Raw genomic sequence first — 25,445 nt, forward strand, 5'->3', positions numbered from 1 at the left:
CTGCGTTGCGAAGCGTGCAGGACGGAGTGTGGGTGAGCGTCAGAGGCGGCGGTGAGCGGTTGGGTCTTCGCGAGGTGGCCGAGCGTGCCGGCGTCTCGCACATGACCGTGTCCCGCGTGCTCAACGGCCATCCGCAGGTGAAGGAGTCCACGCGCCAACGCGTGCTCGAGGTCGTCGCCGAGCTCGACTTCCGGCCCAACAGCGCTGCGCGCGAGCTCGTCACCCAGCGGGCTCTCCGGATCGGCGTGCTGATCGAGAGCGCCGTCGAGTTCGGCCCGTCGAGCATCCTGCGGGCCATCGAGCGATCGGCGCGCGACGGCGGGTACTCCGTGGCGTCGTTCGCGCTCCGCGACGACTCGGCGACGCCCGAGGAGGCCGTGCGCCACCTCACAGGCCAGGGCATCGACGCACTCTGCGTGGTCGCTCCGCGCTCGTCGTCAGTGGCCGTGCTCCGGACCATCACGACGGGGCTGCCGACCCTGGTCGTCAAGGCCGAGAAGGACCCGGCCTTCCTCACGGTCTCCGTCGACCAGGCTGCGGGCACGAAGCTGGCCGTCGATCACCTCGCGTCGCTCGGCCACCGCGACGTACTCCATCTCTCAGGGCCCCTCGACTGGTTCGACGCGCGCGCTCGCGAGCGTGCATTCCACACCCGCACCCGGGCCTGGGGCATGCACGAGAGGCCCATCGTGATCGGCGACTGGTCGAGTGACTTCGGCTACGACTTCGCACGCGGGCTCGCCAGCGTCCCCGAGTACACCGCGGTGTTCGTGGCGAACGACGAGATGGCGCTCGGGGTGATCCACGGTCTCCACGACCGCGGCATCCGCGTGCCTGAGGACCTCAGCGTCGTCGGCTTCGACGACCTGCCAGTCTCGCGCCACTTCCTCCCTCCGCTCACGACCGTGCGGCAGGACTTCCCGGCGCTGGGGTCGCTCGTGGTGGACGTGCTCATCGCAGCGATCGAGGGCCGCGAGATCCCGCAGAACAGCCGGATCCCCGCCGAGCTCGTGGTGCGTGACTCCAGCGCGGCTGCGCGCCCGGTCGACTGAGACGGCCAGCTCGGGTAGTCCTGCTCGTCGTCGCTCGCCCTAGGGCATGGCGACAGCTACAGTCGTGCACGTCGGGCACCGCCCGGCACGAGGCCGTCACGGCCTCCGACCCGAGGAGCACCACGTGCGTCACGTACGGGCATCGACGACGATGCGCCCGATCGGCCCTAAGGCCGCGGGCCCGACCTGGCCCGATCGCGGCGAGCGGCGGGACGGACCCGCCCGTCCCACGGTGCAGATGCGGGGCATCACCGTCGCGTTCTCGAACGCCGTCGCGCTCGACAGGGTCGACCTCGACCTCCACCCGGGCGAGGTGCATGCTCTCCTGGGCGAGAACGGAGCGGGGAAGTCCACGCTCATCAAGGCGCTGCTCGGCGTCTACCCGATCGACGCAGGGAAGGTCTTCGTCGACGGTGAACCCGTCCGTCTCGGCGGGCCGGCTGACGCGCGGGCCCTCGGCATCCAAGCCGCGTTCCAGGAGACGCACCTGGTGGAGAACCTCAGCGTCGGTGAGAACGTCATGCTCGGCCACGAGGTACGCGGTCGCGTCGGTATCTCCTGGCGTGCGACGCATGCACGCGCCGCCGCGATGCTCGCCGAGCTCGGACTGGCCGAGCTGGACCCACGAGCCCTCCTGGCGGACCTCACCCCCGCCAGCCGCCAGCTCGTCTCCATCGCCCGCGCCATGGTCGACCGACCACGGGTGCTCGTGCTGGACGAGCCCACGTCGAGCCTCGATGCCGTGGACGTCGCGCAGCTCTTCGAGGTGATCCGCCGCCTCCGCGACCAGGGCGTCGCGATCCTCTTCGTCTCGCACTTCCTCGAGCAGGTGCTGGCGCTCAGCGACCGGATGACCATCCTCCGCGGCGGCGTGAAGAAGGGCGACTACCTGCCTCACGAGATCGGCCGGGCCGAGCTCGTCGCGCGGATGATCGGCAAGGACCTCGCGCACCTGCAGCGCATCGGGTCGGAGCGTCGGGCCCATCGTGTGGATCCGATCGGCCCGCCGCTCTACCGGGCCACCGGAGTCGGACGCCGCGGCATGCTGCGGCCCGTCGACTTCGAGCTGCACGCGGGCGAGGTCGTGGGCATCGCAGGGCTCAGAGGCTCCGGCCGGACCGAGCTCGCCCGCCTGCTGGCCGGCGCCGACCGAGCTGACGGCGGCGTGGTCACGCTCGGCGGGCGTTCCGTCGTGATCGACCGCCCCTCGGATGCACTGCGGAACCGGGTGGCGCTGTCTGCAGAGGACCGAGGGTCGGAGGGGCTCATCGACGAGCTCAGCGTGCGGGAGAACATCGTCCTCGCCTTGCAGGCCCTGCGGGGCTGGGCGCACCCGCTCTCCAGGGCCGAGCGCGAGGACCTCGTCGAGCGGCACATCGAGCACTTCGGGATCACGCCGGTCGACCCGGCGACACCCGCCGGCGCGCTCTCCGGCGGCAACCAACAGAAGGTGCTGCTCGCCCGCTGGCTGGCGATCCGACCGCGCGTGCTCATCCTCGACGAGCCGACCCGCGGCGTCGACATCGGCGCCAAGGTCGACATCCAGGCGCACATCGCGCAGCTCGCGCTCGAGGGCGTGGCCGTCGTGTTCATCTCGAGCGCGTTCGACGAGCTCGTGCGTGTGAGCGACCGGATCGTCGTCCTCAAGGACCGGGAGAAGATCGGGGAGCTGAGCAACGGGCCCGGCGTCACGGTCGACACGCTCGTGGAGCTCATCGCCGCCCCGGACGACGAGGACGACGAGGACGACTTCTCTCCGGCCTGGCCCGACGCACCCCTCCCGCGCCTGGTGCCGTAGCGACGCCTGGCCTGACGTGCCCTCCTCCATCCGCGCGCGGATGTTCCCCGGGACTCTTGTCTTCGCAAGACTGTTACCGGTAACATCGGCATCACCCGGGAGCATCCGAGCCCCCGCCGCACGACCGGCCCATGGCCACGACCGGACACAGACGTCCCGTCATCTCAAGGAGGAGATCCATGTCCACGAAGAGGCGCATCGCCACAATCGCCGCCGTAGGGGCCATCGCCCTCAGCCTGGCGGCCTGCAGCTCCGGCACCGGTTCGACCGACCGCGGTGACGATCTGGCCACCATCGGCTTCGTCGCGGTCGGCCCCGAGGGCGCCTGGCGTCAGGCCAACGAGTCGAACATCCAGGACACCTTCACGAAGGACGCCGGGTTCGACCTCAAGTACGCCCCCGCCACCAACAACGACCAGAAGTCGCAGATCGACGCCTTCACGTCGTTCGTGGACGAGGGCGTCGACGTGATCCTGCTCTCGGCCACCGAGGGCTCCGGCTGGGAGGACTCGCTCAAGCGGGCACAAGAGGCCGAGATCCCCGTGGTCCTCATCGACCGCGGCATCGAGCCGGACGACACCTCGCTCTACGCGACTCGGATCGCTCCCGACAACATCGCCGTCAGCGAGTCGGTCGCCGAGTGGGCCAAGACCGCGCTCCCCGAGGGCGGCAACTACTTCACGCTCGAGGGCCCAGCCGGCGTCTCGGTCGTCAACGAGCGCAACGAAGGCTGGGACGACGTGATCGGTGCCGAGAGCTCGTTCACGAAGATCGGCGCGCAGACTGCCAACTGGTCGACCGAGGAGGCCAAGAGCGTCTTCGAGACGGTCCTGAAGTCGAACGGCAACGACGTGCAGCTCGTCTTCGCGCAGAACGACGAGATGGGCCTCGGCGCCGTCCAGGCCGTCGAGGAGGCGGGCCTCACGCCCGGCTTGGACGTCAAGATCGCCACGATCGACGGAACGAAGAGCGCACTCGAGGCACTGGCCGACAGCAAGCTCAGCTTCGTCGCCGAGTACAACCCGCTGTTCGGCGACACGGCCCTCGAGGCAGTGCAGAAGCTGCTCGACGGCGACACGGTCGAGTCGTCGATCGTCGTCGAGTCGGCCACGTTCGACTCGCCCGAGGCGGCCGCCACGGCACTGCCCGACCGTAAGTTCTGACCAGTCCGCACGGCCACACCCGGCGGCGAGGCGGACCTGACCGCCTCGCCGCCCCCGCCACCCCCGTCCGCTGCCACGGCAGCGGGCGGGGGAGTCGGCAGACAAGGAGCACACGCCATGCAGGCATCCAGTCCGATCGTGGAGATGCAAGCCATCACCATCGCCTTCCCCGGGGTCAAGGCCCTCGACGGGGTCGACCTCCGTCTCTTCCCCGGAGAGGTCCACACGCTCATGGGCGAGAACGGCGCCGGGAAATCGACGCTGATCAAGGCGCTCACGGGCGTCTACGGCATCGACTCCGGCCGCGTCGTCGTCGACGGCACCGAACGCCGCCTCTCCGGCACCGCGGACGCGCAGGCCGCCGGGATCTCCACGGTCTACCAAGAGGTCAACCTCTGCGGCAACCTCACCATCGGCGAGAACGTCATGCTCGGCCACGAGCGGCGCGGCCGGTTCGGGATCGACTGGAAGGGGACGCACGCCGCCGCCTCCGAGGTCCTCGCCCGTGTGGGGCTGGGTCATCTCGACCCCCGCACCCCGCTCTCCTCCCTCAGCCTCGCGCTCCAGCAGCTCGTCGCCATCAGCCGCGCAACGGTCGTCGATGCGAAAGTGCTGATCCTGGACGAGCCGACTTCCAGCCTCGACGCCGACGAGGTCGAGGGTCTCTTCCGAGTGATGCGACGGCTCCGCGACGAAGGAGTCGCCATCCTCTTCGTCTCCCACTTCCTCGACCAGGTCTTCGCCATCAGCGACCGGCTCACCGTGCTCCGGAACGGCAAGCTCGTCGGGGAGCACCTCACCCGCGACATCGACCGGGCCGGGCTCATCGCTGAGATGATCGGGAAAGACCTGCAGAGCCTCCGCTCCCTCGACCGTGAGCGAGCCAGCCGACAGGTCGCCGAGGGCGAGCCCGTCTACCGAGCGACAGGGATCGGCCGGAAGGGCTCGCTCGACGCGACCGACGTGGCACTCCGTCGCGGCGAGGTCGTCGGCCTCGCAGGGCTCCTCGGCTCCGGCCGCACCGAGCTCGCTCGCCTCCTCTACGGCGTCGACCGACCCGACACAGGAAGCGTGACCATGGACGGCGTCCCCGTCACCATCTCCTCTCCCGCGAAGGCTCTGAAGCACCGCATCGCGTTCTCGAGTGAGAACCGCCGTGACGAGGGCATCATCCGTGACCTCAGCGTCCGCGAGAACCTCGTGCTCGCCATCCAGGCGAAGCGCGGCTGGGCCCGGCCGCTCTCCGCGAAGGAGAAGGACAGGGTCGTCAAGAAGTACCTCACCGAGCTCAACGTCAGACCGGCCGATCCTGATCGGCCCATCCGGAACCTGTCCGGCGGCAACCAGCAGAAGGTACTGCTCGGCAGATGGCTCGCGACCGAGCCGGACCTGCTGATCCTCGACGAGCCCACCCGCGGCATCGACGTGGGCGCCAAGGCCGAGATCCAGGAGCAGGTCGCCGCCCTCGCCGACACGGGAGTCGCCGTCGTGTTCATCTCCTCGGAGCTCGAGGAGGTGGTGCGGCTCAGCGACAGGATCGTCGTCCTGAAGGACCACCGCAAGATCGCGGAGCTCGAGGCCGGGCCGGACGTCACTGCCGAGTCCATCGTCGCCGCCATCGCTGACGAGGGCGTCTCCGAGGTCCCTCTCGAGACCGTCCCCCACACCACGCCTGAGGAGGCAGTCCGATGAGTGACCCGACAATCCCCAGGACCAGGCGCCTGGGCCTGCACGGCCTCGGCGACCTGCTGCACCGGCCCTGGGTCTGGGGCACGGTCGCGATCGTCCTGCTGCTGGCGATCAACGTGGCCAAGGACCCCGGCTACCTCGCTCTGTCCGTCAACCCGGACACCGGCAACCTCGTGGGCAACCTCATCGACATCCTCCGCGCAGCCGCCCCTGTGCTCATGATCGCGGTCGGCATGTGCCTCGTCGTGGCCACCGGCGGCATCGACCTCAGCGTCGGCTCGATCATGGTCGTTGCCGGCGCCGTCTCGATGGAGTTCCTGAAGGCAGCCGGCTCCGACTCCCTCGGCGTCGCGCTCGCGGCGATGGGCCTGGCTCTCCTGATAGCCGGCATCCTCGGCGCGGTCAACGGCATGCTCGTCTCGGTGGTGGGGCTGCAGCCGTTCATCAGCACGTTGGTGATCATGCTCGCCGGCCGCGGCCTGGCGAAGGTGATCACGGGCGGCCAGAACACCGCCGCCGCCAACGAGCCGTTCCGCTGGGTCGCCAACGGCTACCTCGTTGGGCTGCCGGTCGTGTTCCTGCTCGCGGTCCTGATCACGCTCGGCGTCGCCGCCCTCGTGCGACGCAGTGCCCTGGGCCTCATGATCGAGGCGATCGGCATGGACCCGAAGGCCGCGCGCCTGGCGGGACTCGACCGCCGGGCGCTCCTTTTCACCGCCTACGTCGGCAGCGGCCTGCTCGCTGGCGTCGCCGGGATCTTCGCCACATCGAGCGTCATGACAGTCGACGTCTCCCGGACCGGCTACCAACTCGAGCTGGACGCCATTCTGGCCGTCGTGATCGGCGGCACGTCGCTGGCGGGCGGCAAATTCCACCTACTCGGAGCCGCCGTCGGTGCACTGCTGATCGCGACGCTCGACAAGACCGTCGTGTTCCTCGGCGTCTCGTCCTCGGCCACGCCCGCCTTCAAGGCGATCGTGATCGTCGCGATCGTGCTCCTGCAGTCCCGGCGCGTCCGCGCCCTGTTCACGAGGCGCCGGCGTCCGGTGCCCACACCCGTGCCCACCGAGAAGGAGGCCGTGTCCGCATGAGCGCCACGACGATCCGCCCGCCCCTCACCCCGACGCCGGCACCTGGTCCCGGCAGCGGGCCCCTCGAGCCGCGACGCCGCATGCGACTCCGACTCGATTCCCTGCCGACGGTCGCCGCCCTGGTGATCCTGATCGCGATGCTGGCCTACGGGGAGATCGCCTACGGCCGCATCGTGCAAGCCGCGACCCTGTCGAACCTGCTCATCAACAACGCGCACGTGATCGTCCTGGCCGTGGGGCTGACGTTCGTCATCCTGACGGGCGGCATCGACCTGTCCGTCGGCGCGATCGTCGCCGTCAGCAGCGTCGCCGGCGTTCTACTCGCCAACGCTGGCTGGAACCCGTGGGCAGTGATGGTGCTCATGATCCTCATCGGCACGGCGTCCGGCGTCGTGTCCGGCGTGCTGATCCAGTTCTTCGACGTGCAGCCGTTCATCGCGACGCTCGCGATGATGTTCCTCGGCCGCGGTCTCGCCTCCATCCTCAGCACGGTGCCCGAGCGACTCGGCGACGAGTCGCCCATCCGGTCGCTCGCCACGAACATGAAGGTGGTCGACGGCCCGAAGGTGAACGACATCGTCACGACGCCGGGCGTGCTCATCGCGCTGGTTGTGGTGGCAGTCGCTTTCTTCGTCCTGCACCGCACACGCCTCGGCCGCACCGTCTACGCGATCGGCGGATCCGAGCAGTCGGCCGCCCTCATGGGGCTCCCCGTCCAACGCACCAAGCTCGCGGTCTACGTCATCAGCGGTTCGCTCGCCGGGCTCGCCTCGGTCATCTACACGGCACGACTCGGGAGCGCGCAGAACATCACGGGCATCGGTTGGGAGCTCGACTCGATCGCCGCCACGGTGATCGGCGGCACCCTTCTCACCGGAGGCGTCGGCTTCGTGCTCGGGTCCGTCGTGGGGGCGCTCGTGCTCGGACTCATGAACGTGCTCATCACGCGGGACGGAGGCATCCCTCCCGAGGCGACCACCATCATCACCGGCGGGATCCTCCTGGTCTTCGTGCTCCTGCAGCGCGCCGTGATGGCGAGACGGCGGCAGACCTGACGACACGACAGAGCTGATCCGACACGCTCGGCGTCTGGCCCCGACGTCGCTGACCGGTGCGACCACGAACGACCTCGCTGCCTCGAGGGCCGGCGCGCGGAGATCGCTGACCACCGTGCGCGCGAACAGGCTTGACGGGCGGCGCAACAGGACCACGTAGAACGTGCTGCTCGGGGCGAGCACGACGGTCTCGCGGCACTGTGCCTGCAGCGCGCCTCTTCTGTCGGACTCTCGGCTGCGGAAGGTCGACACTGAGGCTGCCCCACATCCGTCCCGCTCTCCGTTTTGCTCGTCTTAAACGGCTCCACGCAGATGCATCTCGATGGTTCTCGGTAGCAAAGGCTGCCCGGCCGTCTTGAAGCCCACGATGCAATGAGCTCTTGTTCTTGGCGTGATGGTCACCCCTCGAGGCATCTGACTACGGATCAGAAGGTTGGGGGTTCGAGTCCCTCCAGGCGCACGAGATCGAGAAAAGCCCCTGCCCTACACGGCAGGGGCTTTTCTCGTTCTCGGTGCTCGTCTGGCCGCCTGCCGGCGGCGTGCCGGTGGCGCTTCGCGCACCGGCGGGGGCGACGGCGCTTCGCGCGTCGCACAGACGGGGCGACGGCGCTTCGCACGTTGCGGGCAGGGCGAGTCGTCCGTGCGGCGGCCGGTCGTGATGTGTGGGATGTGGGATTCACGGGGGGTTCCCACTCGGTGTGCCCGATGCTGTGCGGGTGACCAGGAGAGCCGACGTCGGTGCGCGGAGGGAAGTCCCGCTACGGGCCTGGGCCTGGGCCGGGGCCGAGCACCGCGCGGCACAGCTCTCGTCGGTCGCGCTCGCGCTGACGGCCTCGGTCGGCGGGGTGCGGTACCACTCCGTCCACGCGGCGGACGTCGATCACCACGCGGTGGTGGCGCTCGCGGCCCTGGTGGCACTGGGGGCGGCGGGGCTGGCGCTCGGGGCGTCCCGCCGGCAGGTCGCCAGGGCCCTCGCGCTCGGCCTCGCGCTCGGCACGGTCGCCCTCGTCCTGCTCGCGCCCAGCACCGCCTGGGTCGTCGTCCCGCTCGTCGTGACGCTCCAGGCCACCACCTCCGTGGTCGTGGCGACCGTGGCCGGCGGCCTGGCGGTCTCGGCGGTCGTCGTCTCCGTGCCGCGCCTCGCCGCCTCGGCCGACGTCGGGATGCTCGTCGCCTGCGCACTGGCCGGTCTGGTGTTCCTGGTCGCCGTCGCACTCGCTCGGGCGTCCCTCGACGCGCGCGACCGGACGGTCCAGGAACTGTCGGCATCCCGTGCCCAAACGTCCGAGGCCGAACGCCGCGCCGAGCACCTCGAGGCCCGTCGACACCTCTCCGCCGAGCTGCACGACACCGTCGTGCAGTCGGTCGCCGGAGCACTCCTCCTCGCCGAGGCGGCGGAGCGCACCGGCGACGCGAGCCACGCGACGGCTGCGCGTCGAGCGCTCCGGGTCGCCGTGGAGGAGACCAGGGCGCTGGTCGACGACCTGGAGCAGGACCTGTCCGGAGCCCTCGGACTCGAGGCGGAGCTCCGATCGGCGGCGGCGCGGGTGGGGGCGACGTGGTCGACGACCGGGGTCCGTCGCGACCTCTCGGCGGAGGGGGCGCTCGCCGTCCTCCGGGCGGCACAGGGAGCGCTCGGCAACGCAGAGCGCCACTCCGCGGCCGCGAGGATCGAGCTCGAGGTCCGGTACGAAGAGGCCGGCGTCGTGCTGACGGTGAGCGACGACGGCGTCGGCTTCGACCCCGACGCCCTCCCGGCGCCGGGGCCCCGTGGCGGGCACGGGCTGGCGATCGCGCGCCGACGCCTCGAAGCGGTGGGCGGCCGTCTGGTGGTCCGGTCGAGCGCGATCGGCACCCTCGTGGAGGCGTCCGTCCCGGGGAGCAGGTCGTGATCCGCGTCGTCCTCGTCGACGACCATCCTCTGCTGCGCGCCGGCGTCGCGGCCGTCCTGGCGACCTTCCCCGATCTCGACGTCGTCGGGGCGACGGGCCGACCCGACGACGTCGCGACGCTCGTGGCCGACACCGCTGCCGACGTGGTGCTGCTCGACCTCCACCTCGGGCGGCAGGACGGCGGGGAGCTCATCCCGTCCCTGGTCGGCTCGGCGCGGGTGCTCGTCTTCACGGCCTCCGGCACCGACGTGGCGATCACGCGCGCCCTCGCCGCGGGCGCGACGGGGTTCCTGCTCAAGGACGCGTCACCCGACGAGCTCGCCGCCGCCGTCCGAGCGGTCGCCGCGGGCACGGCGGTCTTCTCGCACGTCGTCGCCGACCGCCTCCTCGACCGGGCCCGACGCCCCGACGAGACGCTCACGCCCCGAGAGGGCGAGGTGCTCGAGCTCCTCGGCGTCGGGGCGTCGAACCGGGTCATCGCCGATCGCCTCTTCCTCAGCGAGTCGACGGTCAAGACGCACCTCGCGCGCGTCTTCGCGAAGCTGGGCGTCGAGACCCGAGCCGCGGCGGTCGCGGAGGCGACCCGGCGCGGCGTCATCGGGCTCCGCTGAGCAGGCGGGGCCGGGCGCGGTGCCCAGCCCCGGGCCTCACTCGGCGATCGCGTCGAGCCCGGCCTGCGCGTACTCCTCGTCCTTCCCGCCCGACGGGGCGCCGCCCACGCCGATGCCCGCGATCGACGACTCGCCGGCCTTGACGGAGACGCCCCCCGCGAGGAAGAGGGTGCCCTTGAGGTCCCTCAGGCCGGCACCGTCGCCGCTGGCTCGCTCCGCGAGCTCGGACGTCGCGGCGCCGAAGGCGGCCGCGGTGTAGGCCTTCTCGCGCGACGCGCTGATGGTGTGCGAGGCGGCGTTCTCGCCCCGGACGAACGCCTGGAGCTGGCCGTCGCGGTCGACCACCGAGACGCTCACGAAGCCCGTCCCGTCCGCCTCCGCGGCGGCGAGGGCTGCGGAGGCGGCCGTCACGGCCTGGGCAGAGCTGAGCCGGGTCGACTGGACGACGGAGGACTCCGTCACCACGGAGGAGAGCTGCGCGTCGGCCTCGGCGGGGGCCGGGGCGGACGCGGTGGTGCAGCCGGCCGTGGTGACGACGGTGAGGAGGGCGGCGGCGGCGAGGGCGGTACGGGGGAGGCGCATGGGAGTTCTTCCTGTTCTGTGCGGTGGACGTCCCCAGCGTCTCGTGGGGGCGCCTCCCCCCACATCGTCCGTCCGGTCACCGATCTGCGACCGAGCGGGCCATGCACCGGCGCGTCCTCCGGACTGCCGATGCGACCCCTGCCCACGAGGCGATGATCCGTGGGCGACGCTCTCGAGTGGGTCATCATGAGGGGGTGCTCACGACGATCGAGGTCGGCGACCTCCACCGCGACTCCACGGAGATGATCACGGACGTCCTGGAGGGCGTCCAGTACCTGCTCATGCTCGACGGGCGAGAGGTGGCGGAGGAGATGACCTCCGTACGTTCGGGGAAGTCGACGCCCGCCGTGGCCGCGATCGTCTCGAGGGGCACATCGTGGCATCGCATCGAGAACGGATCGCACATGCCGTACTCGCCCGGCTCGTTCATCTTCGCGTCCACCGCCAGGATCGGCGCCGCGACGAGTCCCGCGACGATGAGCCCGATGACCACGTACAGGCCGACGAGCAGGAGCAACTGCCGGCCGAGGCGGGCGCGCAGCGTGCGTCCGCCCGTCGGCGGAGGCTGACGGGCCTCGGGGATGAGCAGCTACGGGGAGGTGATGTACGCGAGGAGAACTGCCCCGAAGAGGATCGGCACGAGGGACAGCAGGGCGATGAGGATGCCACCGATGACGCTCGCGGGGCGCTTGTCCCTGGCCAGCCAGATGCCGCCGACGACGCCGAGGGCGCCGACGATGATGCAGGTCCACGAGAGCACCATGGGGGTCCTTTCCGGCGCGCCGAGGCTGGCGGCGTGATGGAGATGCCTCGTGCCGCCGTCACCAGCAGCGCAGCAGCGCTGAGCAGGAGCGGCATCAGCGACTACAGCGTACGGCGGGACGAGCCGCGAGCTCTTCGTCCTGCAGGCTGATGACGGCAGAGCCCCGTTCCTGACACGCTGTCGACGTGACGGGGAACTCGACGAACGTGGCGACCAGGCGGTGGGTCGCCATGGGGGTCGGGCTCGCAGCCGCTGCGCTGCTGGCGATCGCTGTCGTCCTGCTCCTCGGACGCTACACACTGCAGGCGCTGGGGGCGACAGAAGGCGACGTGCCGACCGAGGCGCAGATGAGCTTCCCGGCGACCGCGGTGGTCACGTCGACGAGTAAGGAGTGCGGGTCCGGTGGCTGCTGGTCCGTGTTCGGTGTCCGACCAGCGGACGGCGTGACGCACGAGGAGCTCAGGGCCGAGGTCGACGCGAAGCTCGGTGACCGCCTTCCGGGCACCCTCCTCGATCCCCGGAGCATCAGCGTCTCCGTGGAGGAGTCGGGGAGCGGCCTCGACGTTCGTGGTGACTTCTGGAGTCGGCCGGCTGCGCCGTGACCGAGTCGTTGGAACGTCCGGGTGGCGGGCCGACTACGAGCTCGCCCAGGCGAAGACGACTGCGCCGATGAGCAGCATGGCCAGGCACACGATCATCGAGATGAGCCCCAGGACGATGCTGCTGGCCTCGAGGTCTCGCATCGACCGGATGCTGACGACGATCCCGACGAACGCCAGGACCATCACGACGACGGACATGCCCACGGGCTGATCCTGCCAGGGGTCAGGGCCCGACGCAGTCCTCGCCTACGAGGACCTGCGGGACTGGACGTAGGCCAGGATCTAAGACCCGAGCATCGAGTCGTGCGGCCACGAGTCAGAGATCTGGTGAGCCAGTGGAGCCAGCCGCCGAGCCGCCGCCTCGTCGTCGGGTGCCTCCCGGGCCGACTGCAGCGCACGCAGTGCACTGACGAGGTAGGGCTCCGACAGGCGGCTCGAGGAGAGGTCGGCCAACGCCGTCTCGGTGCTCGCGACGAGGCGGTCCAGGCTCATGGTCGTCAGCGTACGGCGGCCTCCGCGCCCGCGGCGCCCGACGTCGCGAGGTCACTCTTCTCCAGTGGCTGGCCGGCACCGAGGGCGGCCGTCCACGCGTCCGTCGTCGCGACGGCGGCGAAGTTCGAGTGCAGCAGCGCCATCAGGGTCGTGTGCACGGTCTCGGCGTCGACGGTGCCGGCGGCGTTCGCGATGCTGATCGCCCCCGTCGCGTCGGAGAGGACCTCCACGGCGACGCCGTGCGCCTCGGCGTCGGCGGCTGACGCGATGATGCAGTTGTTGGTCATGTAGCCGACCAGGGTGACGGTGTCCACCGAGGAGGCGCGGAGGACGCCCAGGAGGTCCGTGTGCGCGAACACGGAGCTGTACTGCTTCGTGACGGCGTGCCAGTCGTCCCGCCGACGCCGCTCGATCTCGGGGTGCAGCGCGAAGCGGTCCGTGTCGGGGTCGAACACCGGAGCGCCCTCGCCGGCGGTGTGCTGCACGACGACGACCAAGGTCCCGGCGTCGGCGGCGGCGTCGATCGCCGCCCCGATGCGCTCCAGCGAGTCGGCGACGGGCGGGTGCTGGATCTCGAGGGGACCGTCGAAGTACTCCTGCTGGACGTCGACGACGACGAGGGCGCGGGTGGGGGTGGTCATGGTGCCTCCTGGCTCAACGGGACGGGATGGGGCTGGACGGGGCGGCGCGGGTGCGTCGTGACGATCCTCGCTGTCGGCCCGCGACTCCACGACTGGCACGTGTGCACCGTTACGATGGTTCCGGGCCAAGGAGGTCACGCCATCAAGATCGCCGTCCACGCCGTCGACGGCGTCACGATGTTCCACCTCTCGGTGCCGCAGATGGTGTTCGACGAGGTCGCCCGCCTGGGGCTCGGCGACTGGACGACGGTGCTCTTCTCCGACCGGCCGGGCTCGATCGTCACCGCGGAGGGCTACACGGTCGGCAGGGTCGCCGGGCTCGCGGCCATCGACGACGCCGACCTCGTCGTCGTGCCGTCGTGGACGGACGACGGACGTGAGCTCGGGCCCGAGCTCCGTCGCGCCCTGCTCGCCGCCCACGCCCGCGGCGCCGCCCTCGCCGGCCTGTGCCTCGGCGCGATCGCCGTCGCCGACCTCGGGCTGCTCGACGGGCGCAGCGCCGTGACGCACTGGCGCGCCGCGGACGGGCTCGCCGCACGGCACCCGGGCGTGACCGTCGACCCGACGGTGCTGTACCTCGACCACGGCGACGTCCTGACGTCGGCCGGCACCGCGTCGGGCATCGACGCCTGCCTCCACGTGGTCCGCACGCGACTCGGCGCAGAGGCCGCGAACAGGGTGGCGCGCAGCCTCGTCGTCGCCCCGCACCGCGAGGGCGGCCAGGCACAGTACATCGAGCGGCCCGTCGCCCCGCGCGCGGCCGCCGACCCGATCGCCGTCGCGACGGCGTGGGCACTGGCGGACCTCACGGCCGACCTCGGGGTCGACCGGCTGGCGGCTGCGGCGCACCTCAGTCGGCGCACCTTCGTGAGGGCGTTCCGCGCCTCCACCGGCACCACCCCGGCGGCGTGGGTCCGCTCGCGACGGCTCGACGAGGCCCGGCGGCTGCTCGAGACCTCCGACCTCACCGTCTACCAGGTCTCGGCGGCGTGCGGGTTCGGCGACCCCGTGACGCTGCGGCAGGCCTTCGTGAAGGCGTTCGGCAGCACACCGACGAGCTACCGGCGGCGGTTCGACGCGCGGGGGGCCGGCGCGGACGTGACGGGTGGCTCCTCGTCGAGCAACCGCCCGCTGTCGACGGTCCGGGATCAGGCCCGAGGCCAGTCCGTCGTCAGGTAGGCCTCGACCGCGCGGTTGCGGAACGAGTACGGCCTTCCCCGAGTGATGATGCCGCGAGTGGTGTCGAGGCGGCGGGAGAACGGGCCGACCTGGGTGGCCGACGCCAGCCCCATCGACTCGGCGATGTTCGTCAGGGTCCGTTCGGACGGCGCGAGGGCGCCCATGGCCTCGATGAACTCGTGCTCGCGCGGGGGGAGGCGGCCGAGGATCCGCTCGACGTGGGCCGACGCCTCGCCCTCTGCCGATCGCCAGCCCGCCAGGACGTCGTCCTCGGTGACGACGTCTGCCTGGCCAGCGTTCCAGGCCCCCTGCCCAGCCAGCTGGAAGAGGAAGGGCTCCCCGCAACAGAGCTCCACGATCGCCCGCGCGGCCTCGGTGCGCATGGTGACCCTGTCGACGCCGCCGTCACCATCGGCCGTCTCCCATCCAGAGATGACGAAGGGCTGGAGGGCGGCGAGCAGGTCTCCTTCGTCGAGGGCCGCCAAGGTGACCGTGCGGAAGCGTCGAGCGAAGGTGGCGCCCTTGCGCGCCCCCGCCCTGTCCTCGAAGTCGGGCAGGCCGGTGAGGTAGACGACGATCGGCAGGAAGCGCAGCGCGGAGCCCCCGCCGGGGAGCCGGACCTCGACCTCGTGCGACAGCGCGTCACCGAGGGCGATGAGGAGCTGTGACAGGGCGGCGTCGTCGGAGATGTTCTGCACTTCGTCGATGTGGATCAGGACGACCACGTCCTGCCGGATCGCCGCGTCGCCCAGCTCGACGAGGAGGTCGAAGAGCGCCGTCGACGGTTCGGGCCCGTCGCTGCCCCGTACGGACAGGGCGAAGCCCGAGATCGCGACCTGCTCGACCCTGTCGAGGATGTCGGTCACGCGCTGACGGGCCGACGCTCGGAGGCCGGCAGCATCGGCGAGGCGGAGGACCGCTGACGCGACCAGCTTGAGGGGGTCCGCTCCGGACGGCATGCGGATCTGGGGCGTCACCCAGTCCCCGGCGTCCGCCGCGTCGCGAGCGATGCGGCGGACGAGGCTCGACTTGCCCGTGCCCGGCTCGCCGAGGATCGTCCGGCCCGTCTCGTACAGGCCGGCCAGCCGTCGCGGCCGCAGGACGTCGCGCCAGTCGCTGAGCTGGTCGGCGCGCCCTGCCCATACGTCGGGCACGACGTCGGAGCCGGCCTGGAAGGGATTGGTCAGAGGAGAACGCACGATGGTGAATTTATCAGACCGTCGACGCTAGATCGATAAATTTATCAAGAAGGAGTCGAGCCGACGATAAACTTATCGAGCTCCGTGCACCCCCAGCTGTCGCTCAGCCCTCCGCGGGCCGCGACCTCGTCGGGAAGGGGTCGTTCGGGCCGGGCGCCGGAGTGCCTCGTCGGTCCTCCTCGTCCTGCGAGTGGCCCGAGGCGGCGTCGACGAAGCGCGCCCCGCCCACGGCCGCGGTGCGCCGGACGAGCTCGGCCACGAGGGCGTCGTCCTCGGGCTGCAGGGCGTCCTCGGGGGCGACCTCGACCATGACCTGGCTCGCCGGGCCGAGCAGCAGCTCGGCCGTCACCGCCACGCCGTCCTCGTCCGCGGTGGGCACCTCGACGATGTCCGTCGTGCCGTTCTGGCCGAGGGCCGCCGCGTACGCGAGCACCGCCTCCGCGATCGCGTCGCCGGTCATGACGCGGTTCTCGCCGTAGACGATGAACTTCATGTGGGGGGTCCTTTCGTAGACCACGCCACTCAACCCCCTCGACCCCGGCGGGGCCCGGCCGGCTGCCCGGCGACCTCCGAGGGGCGGAGGAGCAGTCTCGACCGATGACCGACAGAGACGACACCTTCACCGCCCTCAGCGTCCAGCGCGCCCTCGAGAACGTCGAGGCCGGCGGCAAGCCGTTCGCGTGCCTCCTCGTCCGTGACGGCGAGGTCGTCGTCGAGGCCGTGAACCACGTCGCCCAGACCGGCGACCCCACCGCCCACGCCGAGATCCGCGCGATCCGGGCGGCCGCCGAGCAGGGCATCACCGACCTGCGCGGCGTCGTCGCGTACGTCACCGCCTACCCGTGCCCGATGTGCCTCGGTGCGCTCTACTACGCGCAGCCCGACCGCGTCGTCTACGCGGTGTCGCGCGAGGAGGAGGGCGAGCACTACGAGGACGGCAACCGCCTCATGTCGCTCGCGACGTTCTACGACGAGTACACGAAGGGCATCGACGACAGGGCCCTGCCGGCCGAGCACGGCACGGCCGACGACGCGACCGCCCCGTTCGTCGCGTGGGCGGCGCGGCACGCGTCCTGAGCCCGTGCGGGCGACGCTCGCCCGGGAGCCTTCAGCCCCAGTAGCCCTCGAGCTCGGCGGCCGTCAGGTCGACGGCGCCGACCAGCCGAGCCGACACGGCACGCAGCAGCTCCTCGTGGCGGAGCGCCGCGAGGGCGGTGGTCACGAGAGGCCGAGGACGAACAGCACCCCGGCGACGAAGGTGCCGCACGTGGCGACGGCCGACGTGGCGACGACGAAGAGGGTGACCTGGCGGTCGCGGTCGCGGACCTCGGTGAAGGGGCTCCTGGCGGTGTGGAAGCTCATGAGCTTCTCGTCTCCGGCAGCCCTGCGGCGCTGCCTGTTCCTGCGGTGTCTGCCCGCCGTGAACCGGGCATGTGCCGGCGTCGCGGGCACGGCCACATCGTCGCATCGATGGGGGTCCAGATGGTTAACGACGTGAACTACTGCGTTCCGCGGACAGTCACGGCTCCCATTCACGCGCATCGATCGTTGACAGGCACCTGACAACCTTGTCAGGATCACTGTCGATCACCTCGCGCTTCCCCTCACACCCCTCGGACGACGGAGTCCTGCATGCCCTCATCCCCTCGGCGCCGCACGGTCGCCGCCACCTCGATCGTGACGGCGGGCCTCCTCGCCGCCCTCACCGGCCTCGGCACGGTCGCCCCGGCCGCCGCGGCGCCGACGGCCGGGGAGGTGGCCGCGGCGCAGACGGTCACCGAGGGCGACGCCCGCTTCCAGGTGCTGTCGCCCACCCTCATCCGCACCGAGTTCGCGCCGGGCGGCGCGTTCACCGACGCCGCGACCTTCACCGTCGTCGGCCGCGACTCCTTCGCGGCGACGCCGTTCACCACGACGCGCGACGACGGCTGGCTGACCATCGACACGGGGGAGGCGCGGGTCCGGTACGAGATCGGCTCCGGCTCGTTCGACCAGGGCAACCTGGAGCTCAGCCTCACGACGGGCTCGGGCCAGCAGGTCGTGGCCGCGCCCTGGCAGCAGGACGACCCCGCGCGCTGCGTCGTGGGCGTCCGCTGCGAGGCCGAGACCCTCGACCTCGTCGGGCTCGCCCCCGCCACGAACCACACCGGCGCGACCGGCGACGGCTTCGTCGCCGGGTTCGAGCGCGTCGGCGACGCCGCGAGCTTCTCGGTGACGGCCGAGCAGGCCGGCCCGCACGACCTCGTCCTCCGCTACGCGAACTCGCAGGGCGGCGACGGCCAGGTCACGACGCGCACCCTCAGCGTCACCGTCGACGGCGGCGCCGCGCAGACGATCTCGCTGCCGCCGACCGCGGGCTGGGACGACTGGGCGCTGGCCCGGGCGACCCTCGACCTCGCCGAGGGCGAGCACGACGTCGTCGTCGAGCGCGCCTCCGGCGACTCCGGCAACCTCAACCTCGACGGCGTCGCCGTCGTCGAGCCCGGCGCGGCGTACCCCGCCGAGGCGCCCGCCGCCGTCGAGACCGTCGACTGCGCGTACGGTGCCCCGTGCGAGGCCGAGACGACGGCCCTGGCCGGCGGTGCGAGAGTCGGCGACGACCACGACGGCGCCTCCGCCGAGGCGTTCGCCGCCGGCCTCGGCCGCGGCGCGTCGTTCACGGCGCACGTCACGGGCGTGCCCGCGGGCGAGCACGTGCTGCAGATCCGCTACGCGAGCGCGCAGCCCGACGCGCGCACCGTCTCGGTCAGCACCGGTGCCGGCACCGTGACCACCGCCTCCCTCGAGCCCACCAGCGGCTGGGACCACTGGCGGACCGTCAGCGTGCCCGTCACCCTGACGGAGGGCGAGGACGACGTGACCGTCGGCTGCCCCGACGACGCGAGCTGCCAGCTCAACGTCGACACCGTCGCCGTCGCCTCGGCCGCCGCGCCGCTGCTCGCCCCGCACGCCGCGCTCGGCGGCTACCGTCGCGACCTCGACACCGCGAACGGCACCGTCGACACGAACGCCGGCCTGCTCTACCAGGACGGCTGGTCGCTCGTCGACGACAGCGCCTCGGCGCAGTACGACGAGGCCACCGAGACCCTCACGCCGCGACCCGTCGCCGACGGGCAGGACGGCTACCTCTTCGCCGCGGGCGACGACCACGAGACGGCCCTCGGCGACCTGGCCACCCTCACCGGCCCCTCGGTGCTGCTGCCCCGCTGGGCCTACGGCGTCTGGTACTCCGAGTACTACGACCGCACGCAGTCCGACTTCTCCGACAGGATCGTGCCGCGCTTCGCCGAGGAGGGCGTGCCGCTCGACGTGCTCGCCGTCGACACCGACTACAAGGCGCCCGACAAGTGGAACGGCTGGGAGGTCGACGAGACGAGGTTCCCCGACATGGCGGGCTTCCTCGCCGGGCTCGAGGAGCAGGGCGTCCACAACACGCTCAACGTGCACCCGAGCATCACGCAGGGCGACCCGCAGCTGCCCGCGGCCCAGGCCACGGCGCAGGGGAACCTCGTCCCCGACGGGGACCGCTTCCTGTTCGACTGGTCGGACCCGGCACAGTTGCAGGCCTACTTCGACCTGCACGACGAGATCGCCGACCAGGGCGTCGACGTGTTCTGGCTCGACTGGTGCTGCAGCGACGCGTCGCGCTACTCGCAGCCCGGCGTCACGCCCGACGCGTTCATCAACGACCAGTACGCGCAGCGCACGGCCGACCGCATCGGCCGAGGCTTCGCCTTCTCGCGGGCGTACGGCGCCCTGACCGCGGGCGGCTACGGCAACCCGCAGCCGGTGCCGACCGGCCCGTGGGCCGACAAGCGCACGACGCTGCACTTCACCGGCGACACCACGTCGACGTGGCAGATGCTGCAGGCCCAGGTCGGCTACACCCCCGGCGAGTCGGCGGCGACCGGCCTCTCGGCGATCAGCCACGACATCGGCGGCCACACCGGCGGCACCACCTTCCCGGGTGCGGAGGCCGAGAGCACGAAGCTCGCCGACGACCTCTACGCGCGGTGGGTGCAGTTCGGCACGTTCCAGCCGATCGACCGCCTGCACAGCAACCACAGCGACCGGCTGCCCTGGCAGTACGGCGCGGCGGCCGACGCCTCCGCGACGTCGTTCCTGAACCTGCGCGAGGCGCTGATGCCGCTCACCTACACGCTGTCGGCGGAGGCCACGCGCACCGGCGTGCCCGTCGTCCGGCCGCTCTACGTGCAGTACCCCGAGCAGCAGGAGGCCTACGCCATGGCCGGCAGCGAGTACCTGTTCGGCCCCGACGTGCTCGTCGCCCCGGCGGTGACGCCCGGCGAGACCGCCACGACCCGCGTGTGGTTCCCCGAGGGCAGCACCTGGACGGACTGGTTCACGGGCGAGACGCACGCCGGCGGCACCACCGCCGACGTCACGACCGGCCTCGACGCCATGCCGGTGTTCGTCCGCTCGGGCGGCGTCGTCGCGACGCGGAGCACCGACGTCGCGAACGACGCGACCCCGCTGACCGAGCTCACGCTCACGGCGGCGACCGGCAGCGACGGCGCCTTCTCGCTCTACGAGGACGACGGCGTCAGCGCCGACCTCACCGCCTCGGCCCGCACGGCCGTGACGTACACGGAGCAGGCCGACGGGGGCGTGCTCGACGTCGCCGCGGTCGACGGCAGCTTCGACGGGCAGGTCTCCGACCGCGCCCTGACGGCGGTCTTCACCGACGCCGAGCGCCCCGCGGTCGTCCGGGTCGACGGCACGCCCGTCGCCGCCGAGGCCTGGAGCTGGGACGAGGCCACGCGTCGCCTCACGGTGCCGGTCGCGAGCCGTCCCGTGGCGCAGGCCACGTCGGTGTCGTTCTCCACGACCGCGGTCGTCGACCCGGGCCAGCCGGGCGACCCCGGCGCCGGGCCGGGCGCCCCCGTCGACCCGGGCGCACCCGGTGGCGACCCGACGCCCGTGCCTCCCGTGGCGGCTCCCGGTGACGGGACCGCCCCCGGGCAGGCCGCCGGCACCGCGGGCGACCGCGGGCCCCTCGCCTTCACGGGCTCGGACGTCGCCGGGGTGCTCGCCCTGGTCGCGGCCGCCCTCGTGGGCACGGGCCTGCTGGTGACGCGGGCGTCGCGCCGACGGGCACGTCGGGAGGGCTGACAGCCGGAGGGACGACGGAGGCGCGGTGCAGGTCGACCTGCACCGCGCCTCCGTCGTGCGTGCCCCGGGCCCGGCGACGTCGATGCCCCTCGGCACCGCCGGGCCCGGGTCACTCCTGCGTGCTCACCCAGTCGTCGATGTCGAAGTCGGCGCCCTCGGCGGGGAGCGCCGACGGCTGCACGTCGTGCGGGGCGATGCGCTGCGCGAGGCGCCCCTCGATGTAGGCGACCGTCTCGGCGTTGTCGGGCTCGGGCAGCGGGCTGTTCGTGCTCTCGGCGACGAGGGCGACCCCGGCCGACAGGAACAGCGTGGCCGAGACCACGTCGCCGTCGGCGCCGTAGGCGGTGAGGTCGATGGAGTCGGCGGAGCCCGTCTCGCCGAGCATCGCGGCGTACTCGAGCACGGCGTCGGCGATCGCGTCCCCCACGAGGAAGTCCTTGTCGGCGAAGGTGATGTGCTTCATGCGGACCACGCTAGGCAGGCGACGCCGGGCGCGACCGAGGGTTGACGGAGGCGGGGGCAGGGGGTAGCCCGTCGGCGGAGGCTCGTCGGGTCGCGGGGCGCGGTGCTGTGTCGTGCCGTGCCGTCCGGTGCAGTGTCGTGCTGTGCCGGCCCGGGCGCGCGCGTCCGTCGCCGGGCGGGGGCGCCTCCCCGGGGTCGCCGCTCGCGTGTGCTGTGCTGGGCACATGGATCAGGAGACGACGACGTGGGTGCTGGTCGCCCTGCTGGTGCTGGCGCTCGTGGGGGCCGTGGTCGCGATCGTCGTGGGGCGTCGACGCAGCCGGGCCGCGGCCGCGGCGGCGACGGCGCGGGTCGAGGCCGCCGAGGCGGCCCACCGCCAGGAGCTCGAGCGAGTCTCGGCCTCGCACGACGAGGGCGTCAGCAGCCTCGAGGCGCAGCACGCCCGGGAGCGTGACGAGCTCGACGCCCGCCGCCGCGACGCGGAGGAGCGCGCCGAGCAGAGCCAGGAGTTCGCCACCCGCAGCATGCGCTGGGACGAGCCCTCGCAGCGGGCCGTCGTCGACGCCTGCACCGAGCTCGGGCTCGACGGCGTGCTCGTCACGAACGTCGTCTTCGTGCCGGTCGACGCACCGCGCACCCGTCGCTTCGTCGCGCAGGTCGACCACGTGCTGCTGCTGAGCTCCGCGGCCGTCGTCATCGAGAACAAGGGCTGGAAGGGCGTCGTGCTCGACGGCGTCCAGCCGCGCGACGTGCACTCGTCGATCGGCACCCTCTTCGGCGACGCGACCTTCGAGCCGCCGTTCGCGGTGCAGGTCTCGCGCGAGTCGCCGACGTCGTTCCGCATCACGAGCCACGAGGGCCGCGAGTCGCCGGCCGCGCAGGTGCGGCGGCAGGCGCAGCGCGTCTCCGACCTCGTCGGGGCCGAGACGAGCCGCACCCAGTGGTTCGACACCGCCGTCTTCTACTCGCACCCCGACGCGGAGGTCTGGGCGGCCGAGACCGACGCCACCGAGGCCGGCGTCACGACGACGATCGTCGCGGGCGGGCGTCAGCTGCGCAGCTTCCTCGAGCGGGTCGGCGACCGGCCGCGCACCCTCGCGCCCACCCGGATCGACGAGCTCGCCGAGCTCTTCGCCCGGCACGGCGCCGACGTGCGTCGCTTCGGCGCGATGGCGGTGCCGGAGGGGCGCTAGCCGTCCCGGGCTGGCGCGGCCCGCCCCTCGGCCCCAGCCTCTCGCCCGCGGCGCCCTTCCCCGCATCGCCGCCGCTGCCTCCGGGCCCGATCACGCTCAAATTTGAGAGCGATCGGCTCGACACGGGCCAAGAACTGGGGGAGTCGCGGGTCGGCAGCCCGGATCTCTCTCGCTTTCCCGAGACAGCCTGGCCCGGCGCCCGCCCGGGGCCCGGCAGGCACGCCCGCCGCCGCTAGCCGCGCTGCACGGCCTCGAACGCCGCCCGCGCCGCCGCCGCGACGAGCGCGTCGTCGTACGCCGCCGCCGGGCCGGTGCGCGTCGTCAGCACGGCGATCACCACGGGGTCACCACCCGGCCGCGTCACGACCGCGACGTCGTTGCGGACCGGCCCCGCGCCTCCGGACTTGTCGGCCACGGCCCAGCCCTCGGGCGCCCCGGCCCGGACGAGCGCGTCGCCCGTCGCGTTGCCCGACATCCAGTCGAGCAGCTGGGCGCGGTCGTCCTCGTCGAGCCACTCGCCCGCGACCACCCCGGCCAGGAGGCCCCGGACGGCGGCGGGCGTGGTGGTGTCGGCCGTGCTCCCGGCCGTCGGGCGGTTGAGCTCGGGCTCGCCGTTCACCACGTCGGTGACGTCGTCGCCCTGGGCCGCGAGGGCCGCGTCGAGGGCGGCCGGCCCGCCGAGGTGCTCGACGACGAGGTTCAGCGCCGTGTTGTCGCTCTGCCGCACTGCGGCCTCCGCGAGCTGCCCGAGGGTCAGGCCGGTGCCCGTCGCGGCGCTCGTGGCGGGGGAGTACCCGGCGGCCGCCACGTCGTCCGCCGTCCAGGTCACGACCTCGTCGAGGTCGGCCGGCTCGGTCGCGTCGAGCAGCGCGGCGGCGGCCAGCGCCTTCAGGCTCGAGGCGTAGAGGAAGCGTTCGTCGCCGCGGTGCTCGAGGGCCCGGCCCGTGCCGGTGTCGACGACGCTGAGGCCGACGCGGGCTCCGTGCTCGGACTCGAGGGCGGCCAGGGCGGCGTCGAGCTCGGGGTCGTCGACCACCGTCGTGGCCGGCACGGTCGGCGAGGGAGTCGCCCCCGCACTGGTCGACGTCGTCGAGGAGTCGCGGGTCGGCTCCCCGGAGCCGGCGCCCGACCCGGCGTCGGCTGTCGTGCACCCGGCCAGCGCCACGACGAGGGCGAACCCGGCACCGCTCGCGGCGGAGAGTCGGCGGACGGCGGGGCGGGGGAGGCGCGGTGACGGAGAGCGGATCATGCCTGCATGCTCGCACCCCGCCGGGGCTCGTCGGCGGGGGATCGTCCCCTGGTCGCCGGAGATCAGCCGAAGGGACGACGTCGCGGCCGTCGCGGCGCGAGAGGGTGAGGTCGACCCCGGTGCGACCCGGGGGTCAGCCCCCTGTCGCGGCGCCCCGCGAGACGGTGTGCTGGAGGTCGACGCCGACGGGCGGCGTCGACGCCCGAGAGGAGACCACCGTGACCGACGGCCGTCCGCCCCTGCCCCGCCACTTCGTCGTCACGCTCGCCGTCGCGTCGCTGCTGCTCGGCGTCGTCGCCTGCACGCCGGGCCTGCACGACCTGCCGGGCGCACGCGACGCGCCCGATCGCCCGGCGGCCGAGCTCGTCCGCGACTGACGCGCGACGGAAGGGCTCGCCCTCACACCCTGTCGGCGAGCTCCCTGATCCAGTTCTCCGTGGGAACGCCCAGGCGCTCGTTGACCATCACGTGCACCTTGGCTGCCATGGCCCGCTGCTCCGGTGTGATCGGATCTGCTCGGCCCGCGGCGACACGGGCGTCGTACGAGACCACGAGGCGTCGCGGCCCTCCCTCTGACGTCTCATGCTCGATCGGCTCCATCGTCCTCACCTCGTTCGTCGTGCCCTGATCCTCCCGCGGCCGGCGGAGCCGCGTCCAGCCCGTCGGCGGTCGAGTTCTCGCACCGTCGCCCCCCGGTGGACGTCTCCTGGGAGTCGCGACACGTGTCGTGCGCACGCCACTACCGTCCAGCCCATGAGCCAGACACGAGAACGACTCACCACAGCTCTCCTCGTCGCCGGCGTCCTCGGCCTCGCCGCCGGGTGCACCTCCGACGACCAGGTCAGCGCCGCCCCGGCGGCCACGGACGTGGCCCCGACGCCGGGCGCGACGGCCTCGCCGACGCCCGTCGAGGCCGCCAGCCCGGAGGAGGCGCTCGTCGCCGAGTACCTCGACGCCGCCGTCGCCGGAGACGCGGCTGCCGCCTGGCAGCTCCTGACCCCGCAGGCCCAGCAGCTCTACTCGACCGAGCAGACCTTCGCGGGGCTCTTCGGCCGCGACGGAACGGTCTCCGCCGACGAGGCCGGCCAGCTGCTCGCCGGCGACATGGTGTCGAGCGAGGGCCCCGAGGGCGCCTTCACCCTCGTCAGCGTGACCACCGACTCCGAGGCCGACGCCTGGGTCGTGCGGGCCGTCGACGGCGACCCCGCCGACCTGCGCATCGACGACGCCGGCGTCCCGCCGACGGGCGGGTCGCTCTACGAGTGGCGGAACCCCGCAGCGGGCGCGGAGGACGCCCGATACGAGGCAGGCCCCGCCGCGCTCGACCCGAGCCGCCCCGCGACCCTCTCGTTCGCCAGCCCGGCGAGCAGTGGCAGCGACGTCCCGTCGACCGTCGGCTACCCCGACGCCCTGTACGGCTGGGTCGACGGCACCTCCGTGCCCGTCGAGCTCGGCGCCGCCGCCGGGTCGGAGCGCCAGTTCACCGCCGACGTCGAGCCCGGCGACGGGGCTCCGACGGCCCTCACCGTCGTGTGGGAGACCGGCCTCGACGGCGGGGCCCCCGCCTCCTGGCGCAGCAGCACCGTCCTGCTCTAGCAC

Annotated in this window: 27 protein-coding genes; 16 read left to right on the forward strand and 11 right to left on the reverse strand. The window is 72.5% G+C overall.

Annotated features, from left to right (window positions below; genetic code table 11):
• Window positions 1-32: 32 nt before the first annotated feature.
• The 8 genes from IFT45_RS12370 to IFT45_RS12405 all read left to right on the forward strand — a co-directional run bounded on the left by IFT45_RS12370 (window position 33) and on the right by IFT45_RS12405 (window position 10,351).
• Window positions 33-1,052, forward strand: coding sequence for a substrate-binding domain-containing protein (locus tag IFT45_RS12370; RefSeq protein ID WP_192042493.1), 1,020 nt, complete (start codon window positions 33-35; stop codon window positions 1,050-1,052).
• 238 nt (window positions 1,053-1,290) lie between these two features.
• Window positions 1,291-2,850: a sugar ABC transporter ATP-binding protein gene (locus IFT45_RS12375; protein WP_244637982.1), complete on the forward strand. Its 1,560-nt coding sequence runs from the start codon at window positions 1,291-1,293 to the stop codon at window positions 2,848-2,850.
• 179 nt (window positions 2,851-3,029) lie between these two features.
• On the forward strand, window positions 3,030-4,013 hold the full coding sequence (locus tag IFT45_RS12380) for an ABC transporter substrate-binding protein (protein ID WP_192128467.1): 984 nt from the start codon (window positions 3,030-3,032) through the stop codon (window positions 4,011-4,013).
• Between the two features lie 117 nt (window positions 4,014-4,130).
• Window positions 4,131-5,705, forward strand: coding sequence for a sugar ABC transporter ATP-binding protein (locus IFT45_RS12385; protein WP_192128468.1), 1,575 nt, complete (start codon window positions 4,131-4,133; stop codon window positions 5,703-5,705).
• Entirely contained in the window at window positions 5,702-6,793 is a 1,092-nt protein-coding gene (locus IFT45_RS12390) for an ABC transporter permease (protein WP_192128469.1), read from the forward strand. The genes IFT45_RS12385 and IFT45_RS12390 overlap by 4 nt, the downstream gene beginning before the upstream one ends.
• On the forward strand, window positions 6,790-7,848 hold the full coding sequence (locus IFT45_RS12395; protein ID WP_192128470.1) for an ABC transporter permease: 1,059 nt from the start codon (window positions 6,790-6,792) through the stop codon (window positions 7,846-7,848). Before IFT45_RS12390 ends, IFT45_RS12395 begins: the two co-directional genes overlap by 4 nt.
• Before the next feature lie 716 nt (window positions 7,849-8,564).
• A complete protein-coding gene (locus IFT45_RS17890; protein ID WP_192128473.1) occupies window positions 8,565-9,740 on the forward strand; it encodes an ATP-binding protein in 1,176 nt (391 codons plus the stop codon).
• Entirely contained in the window at window positions 9,737-10,351 is a 615-nt protein-coding gene (locus IFT45_RS12405; RefSeq protein ID WP_192128475.1) for a response regulator, read from the forward strand. Before IFT45_RS17890 ends, IFT45_RS12405 begins: the two co-directional genes overlap by 4 nt.
• Before the next feature lie 36 nt (window positions 10,352-10,387).
• On the opposite strand, the gene IFT45_RS12410 is transcribed toward IFT45_RS12405, so the two are convergent.
• A complete protein-coding gene (locus IFT45_RS12410) occupies window positions 10,388-10,933 on the reverse strand; it encodes a heme-binding protein (RefSeq protein WP_192128477.1) in 546 nt (181 codons plus the stop codon).
• A 194-nt stretch (window positions 10,934-11,127) separates the two neighbouring features.
• On the opposite strand from IFT45_RS12410, the gene IFT45_RS12415 reads away from it, so the two are divergent.
• The gene (locus IFT45_RS12415; protein ID WP_192128479.1) at window positions 11,128-11,502 is read left to right on the forward strand and encodes a hypothetical protein; all 375 of its coding nucleotides are present in this window, start codon (window positions 11,128-11,130) and stop codon (window positions 11,500-11,502) included.
• 20 nt (window positions 11,503-11,522) lie between these two features.
• On the opposite strand, the gene IFT45_RS12420 is transcribed toward IFT45_RS12415, so the two are convergent.
• Window positions 11,523-11,696 carry a hypothetical protein gene (locus IFT45_RS12420; RefSeq protein WP_192128481.1) on the reverse strand — a complete coding sequence of 58 codons (174 nt, stop codon included), beginning with the start codon at window positions 11,694-11,696 and terminating at the stop codon, window positions 11,523-11,525.
• Between the two features lie 185 nt (window positions 11,697-11,881).
• Here IFT45_RS12420 and IFT45_RS12425 point away from each other — a divergent pair, with 185 nt between their 5' ends.
• Entirely contained in the window at window positions 11,882-12,298 is a 417-nt protein-coding gene (locus IFT45_RS12425; RefSeq protein WP_192128484.1) for a hypothetical protein, read from the forward strand.
• Window positions 12,299-12,331: 33 nt separating this feature from the next.
• Here IFT45_RS12425 and IFT45_RS12430 read toward each other — a convergent pair whose 3' ends face one another.
• The 3 genes from IFT45_RS12430 to IFT45_RS12440 form a co-directional block, all read right to left on the reverse strand.
• Window positions 12,332-12,502: a hypothetical protein gene (locus tag IFT45_RS12430; RefSeq protein ID WP_192128486.1), complete on the reverse strand. Its 171-nt coding sequence runs from the start codon at window positions 12,500-12,502 to the stop codon at window positions 12,332-12,334.
• Between the two features lie 78 nt (window positions 12,503-12,580).
• The gene (locus tag IFT45_RS12435; protein WP_192128488.1) at window positions 12,581-12,790 is read right to left on the reverse strand and encodes a hypothetical protein; all 210 of its coding nucleotides are present in this window, start codon (window positions 12,788-12,790) and stop codon (window positions 12,581-12,583) included.
• 5 nt (window positions 12,791-12,795) lie between these two features.
• Window positions 12,796-13,431 carry an isochorismatase family protein gene (locus IFT45_RS12440; RefSeq protein ID WP_192128489.1) on the reverse strand — a complete coding sequence of 212 codons (636 nt, stop codon included), beginning with the start codon at window positions 13,429-13,431 and terminating at the stop codon, window positions 12,796-12,798.
• A 114-nt stretch (window positions 13,432-13,545) separates the two neighbouring features.
• Here IFT45_RS12440 and IFT45_RS12445 point away from each other — a divergent pair, with 114 nt between their 5' ends.
• Window positions 13,546-14,610, forward strand: a complete 1,065-nt coding sequence (locus tag IFT45_RS12445) for a GlxA family transcriptional regulator (RefSeq protein WP_197982423.1) — start codon at window positions 13,546-13,548, stop codon at window positions 14,608-14,610.
• Here the strand turns inward: IFT45_RS12445 and IFT45_RS12450 are convergent.
• Window positions 14,580-15,809: an AAA family ATPase gene (locus IFT45_RS12450; protein WP_192128490.1), complete on the reverse strand. Its 1,230-nt coding sequence runs from the start codon at window positions 15,807-15,809 to the stop codon at window positions 14,580-14,582. The two genes, IFT45_RS12445 and IFT45_RS12450, sit on opposite strands and share 31 nt — an antisense overlap.
• 103 nt (window positions 15,810-15,912) lie before the next feature.
• Window positions 15,913-16,302: a hypothetical protein gene (locus IFT45_RS12455; RefSeq protein WP_192128491.1), complete on the reverse strand. Its 390-nt coding sequence runs from the start codon at window positions 16,300-16,302 to the stop codon at window positions 15,913-15,915.
• Between the two features lie 104 nt (window positions 16,303-16,406).
• Here IFT45_RS12455 and IFT45_RS12460 point away from each other — a divergent pair, with 104 nt between their 5' ends.
• Window positions 16,407-16,886 carry a nucleoside deaminase gene (locus tag IFT45_RS12460; protein ID WP_192046641.1) on the forward strand — a complete coding sequence of 160 codons (480 nt, stop codon included), beginning with the start codon at window positions 16,407-16,409 and terminating at the stop codon, window positions 16,884-16,886.
• A 141-nt stretch (window positions 16,887-17,027) separates the two neighbouring features.
• Here IFT45_RS12460 and IFT45_RS12465 read toward each other — a convergent pair whose 3' ends face one another.
• A complete protein-coding gene (locus IFT45_RS12465) occupies window positions 17,028-17,171 on the reverse strand; it encodes a hypothetical protein (RefSeq protein ID WP_156369870.1) in 144 nt (47 codons plus the stop codon).
• Between the two features lie 270 nt (window positions 17,172-17,441).
• Here IFT45_RS12465 and IFT45_RS12470 point away from each other — a divergent pair, with 270 nt between their 5' ends.
• The gene (locus IFT45_RS12470) at window positions 17,442-20,942 is read left to right on the forward strand and encodes a TIM-barrel domain-containing protein (protein ID WP_197982424.1); all 3,501 of its coding nucleotides are present in this window, start codon (window positions 17,442-17,444) and stop codon (window positions 20,940-20,942) included.
• A 109-nt stretch (window positions 20,943-21,051) separates the two neighbouring features.
• Here the strand turns inward: IFT45_RS12470 and IFT45_RS12475 are convergent, their stop codons facing one another.
• Window positions 21,052-21,405 carry a hypothetical protein gene (locus IFT45_RS12475; RefSeq protein WP_167257974.1) on the reverse strand — a complete coding sequence of 118 codons (354 nt, stop codon included), beginning with the start codon at window positions 21,403-21,405 and terminating at the stop codon, window positions 21,052-21,054.
• A 223-nt stretch (window positions 21,406-21,628) separates the two neighbouring features.
• On the opposite strand from IFT45_RS12475, the gene IFT45_RS12480 reads away from it, so the two are divergent.
• Window positions 21,629-22,597, forward strand: coding sequence for a nuclease-related domain-containing protein (locus IFT45_RS12480; protein ID WP_192128492.1), 969 nt, complete (start codon window positions 21,629-21,631; stop codon window positions 22,595-22,597).
• 232 nt (window positions 22,598-22,829) lie between these two features.
• On the opposite strand, the gene bla is transcribed toward IFT45_RS12480, so the two are convergent.
• On the reverse strand, window positions 22,830-23,846 hold the full coding sequence (gene bla / locus IFT45_RS12485; protein ID WP_192128494.1) for a class A beta-lactamase: 1,017 nt from the start codon (window positions 23,844-23,846) through the stop codon (window positions 22,830-22,832).
• 218 nt (window positions 23,847-24,064) lie between these two features.
• Here bla and IFT45_RS12490 point away from each other — a divergent pair, with 218 nt between their 5' ends.
• Entirely contained in the window at window positions 24,065-24,223 is a 159-nt protein-coding gene (locus tag IFT45_RS12490; protein WP_167257980.1) for a hypothetical protein, read from the forward strand.
• 22 nt (window positions 24,224-24,245) lie between these two features.
• On the opposite strand, the gene IFT45_RS12495 is transcribed toward IFT45_RS12490, so the two are convergent.
• On the reverse strand, window positions 24,246-24,446 hold the full coding sequence (locus IFT45_RS12495; RefSeq protein WP_156369873.1) for a hypothetical protein: 201 nt from the start codon (window positions 24,444-24,446) through the stop codon (window positions 24,246-24,248).
• Between the two features lie 153 nt (window positions 24,447-24,599).
• On the opposite strand from IFT45_RS12495, the gene IFT45_RS12500 reads away from it, so the two are divergent.
• A complete protein-coding gene (locus IFT45_RS12500; protein WP_192128496.1) occupies window positions 24,600-25,442 on the forward strand; it encodes a hypothetical protein in 843 nt (280 codons plus the stop codon).
• The last annotated feature ends 3 nt before the right edge of the window (window positions 25,443-25,445 follow it).

Source organism: Frigoribacterium sp. CFBP 13707, assembly GCF_014842245.1.
Lineage (GTDB): Bacteria > Actinomycetota > Actinomycetes > Actinomycetales > Microbacteriaceae > Frigoribacterium > Frigoribacterium endophyticum.

Bases quoted from the DNA above. Each gene is read 5' to 3' on its own strand.
- IFT45_RS12375 (WP_244637982.1), top strand. From the start codon at position 1,291: ATGCGGGGCATCACCGTCGCGTTCTCGAACGCCGTCGCGCTCGACAGG.
- IFT45_RS12380 (WP_192128467.1), top strand. From the start codon at position 3,030: ATGTCCACGAAGAGGCGCATCGCCACAATCGCCGCCGTAGGGGCCATC.
- IFT45_RS12385 (WP_192128468.1), top strand. From the start codon at position 4,131: ATGCAGGCATCCAGTCCGATCGTGGAGATGCAAGCCATCACCATCGCC.
- IFT45_RS12390 (WP_192128469.1), top strand. From the start codon at position 5,702: ATGAGTGACCCGACAATCCCCAGGACCAGGCGCCTGGGCCTGCACGGC.
- IFT45_RS12395 (WP_192128470.1), top strand. From the start codon at position 6,790: ATGAGCGCCACGACGATCCGCCCGCCCCTCACCCCGACGCCGGCACCT.
- IFT45_RS12410 (WP_192128477.1), bottom strand. From the start codon at position 10,933: ATGCGCCTCCCCCGTACCGCCCTCGCCGCCGCCGCCCTCCTCACCGTC.
- IFT45_RS12420 (WP_192128481.1), bottom strand. From the start codon at position 11,696: ATGGTGCTCTCGTGGACCTGCATCATCGTCGGCGCCCTCGGCGTCGTC.
- IFT45_RS12435 (WP_192128488.1), bottom strand. From the start codon at position 12,790: ATGAGCCTGGACCGCCTCGTCGCGAGCACCGAGACGGCGTTGGCCGAC.
- IFT45_RS12440 (WP_192128489.1), bottom strand. From the start codon at position 13,431: ATGACCACCCCCACCCGCGCCCTCGTCGTCGTCGACGTCCAGCAGGAG.
- IFT45_RS12445 (WP_197982423.1), top strand. From the start codon at position 13,546: ATGGTTCCGGGCCAAGGAGGTCACGCCATCAAGATCGCCGTCCACGCC.
- IFT45_RS12455 (WP_192128491.1), bottom strand. From the start codon at position 16,302: ATGAAGTTCATCGTCTACGGCGAGAACCGCGTCATGACCGGCGACGCG.
- IFT45_RS12460 (WP_192046641.1), top strand. From the start codon at position 16,407: ATGACCGACAGAGACGACACCTTCACCGCCCTCAGCGTCCAGCGCGCC.
- IFT45_RS12465 (WP_156369870.1), bottom strand. From the start codon at position 17,171: ATGAGCTTCCACACCGCCAGGAGCCCCTTCACCGAGGTCCGCGACCGC.
- IFT45_RS12470 (WP_197982424.1), top strand. From the start codon at position 17,442: ATGCCCTCATCCCCTCGGCGCCGCACGGTCGCCGCCACCTCGATCGTG.
- IFT45_RS12475 (WP_167257974.1), bottom strand. From the start codon at position 21,405: ATGAAGCACATCACCTTCGCCGACAAGGACTTCCTCGTGGGGGACGCG.
- IFT45_RS12480 (WP_192128492.1), top strand. From the start codon at position 21,629: ATGGATCAGGAGACGACGACGTGGGTGCTGGTCGCCCTGCTGGTGCTG.
- bla (WP_192128494.1), bottom strand. From the start codon at position 23,846: ATGATCCGCTCTCCGTCACCGCGCCTCCCCCGCCCCGCCGTCCGCCGA.
- IFT45_RS12495 (WP_156369873.1), bottom strand. From the start codon at position 24,446: ATGGAGCCGATCGAGCATGAGACGTCAGAGGGAGGGCCGCGACGCCTC.
- IFT45_RS12500 (WP_192128496.1), top strand. From the start codon at position 24,600: ATGAGCCAGACACGAGAACGACTCACCACAGCTCTCCTCGTCGCCGGC.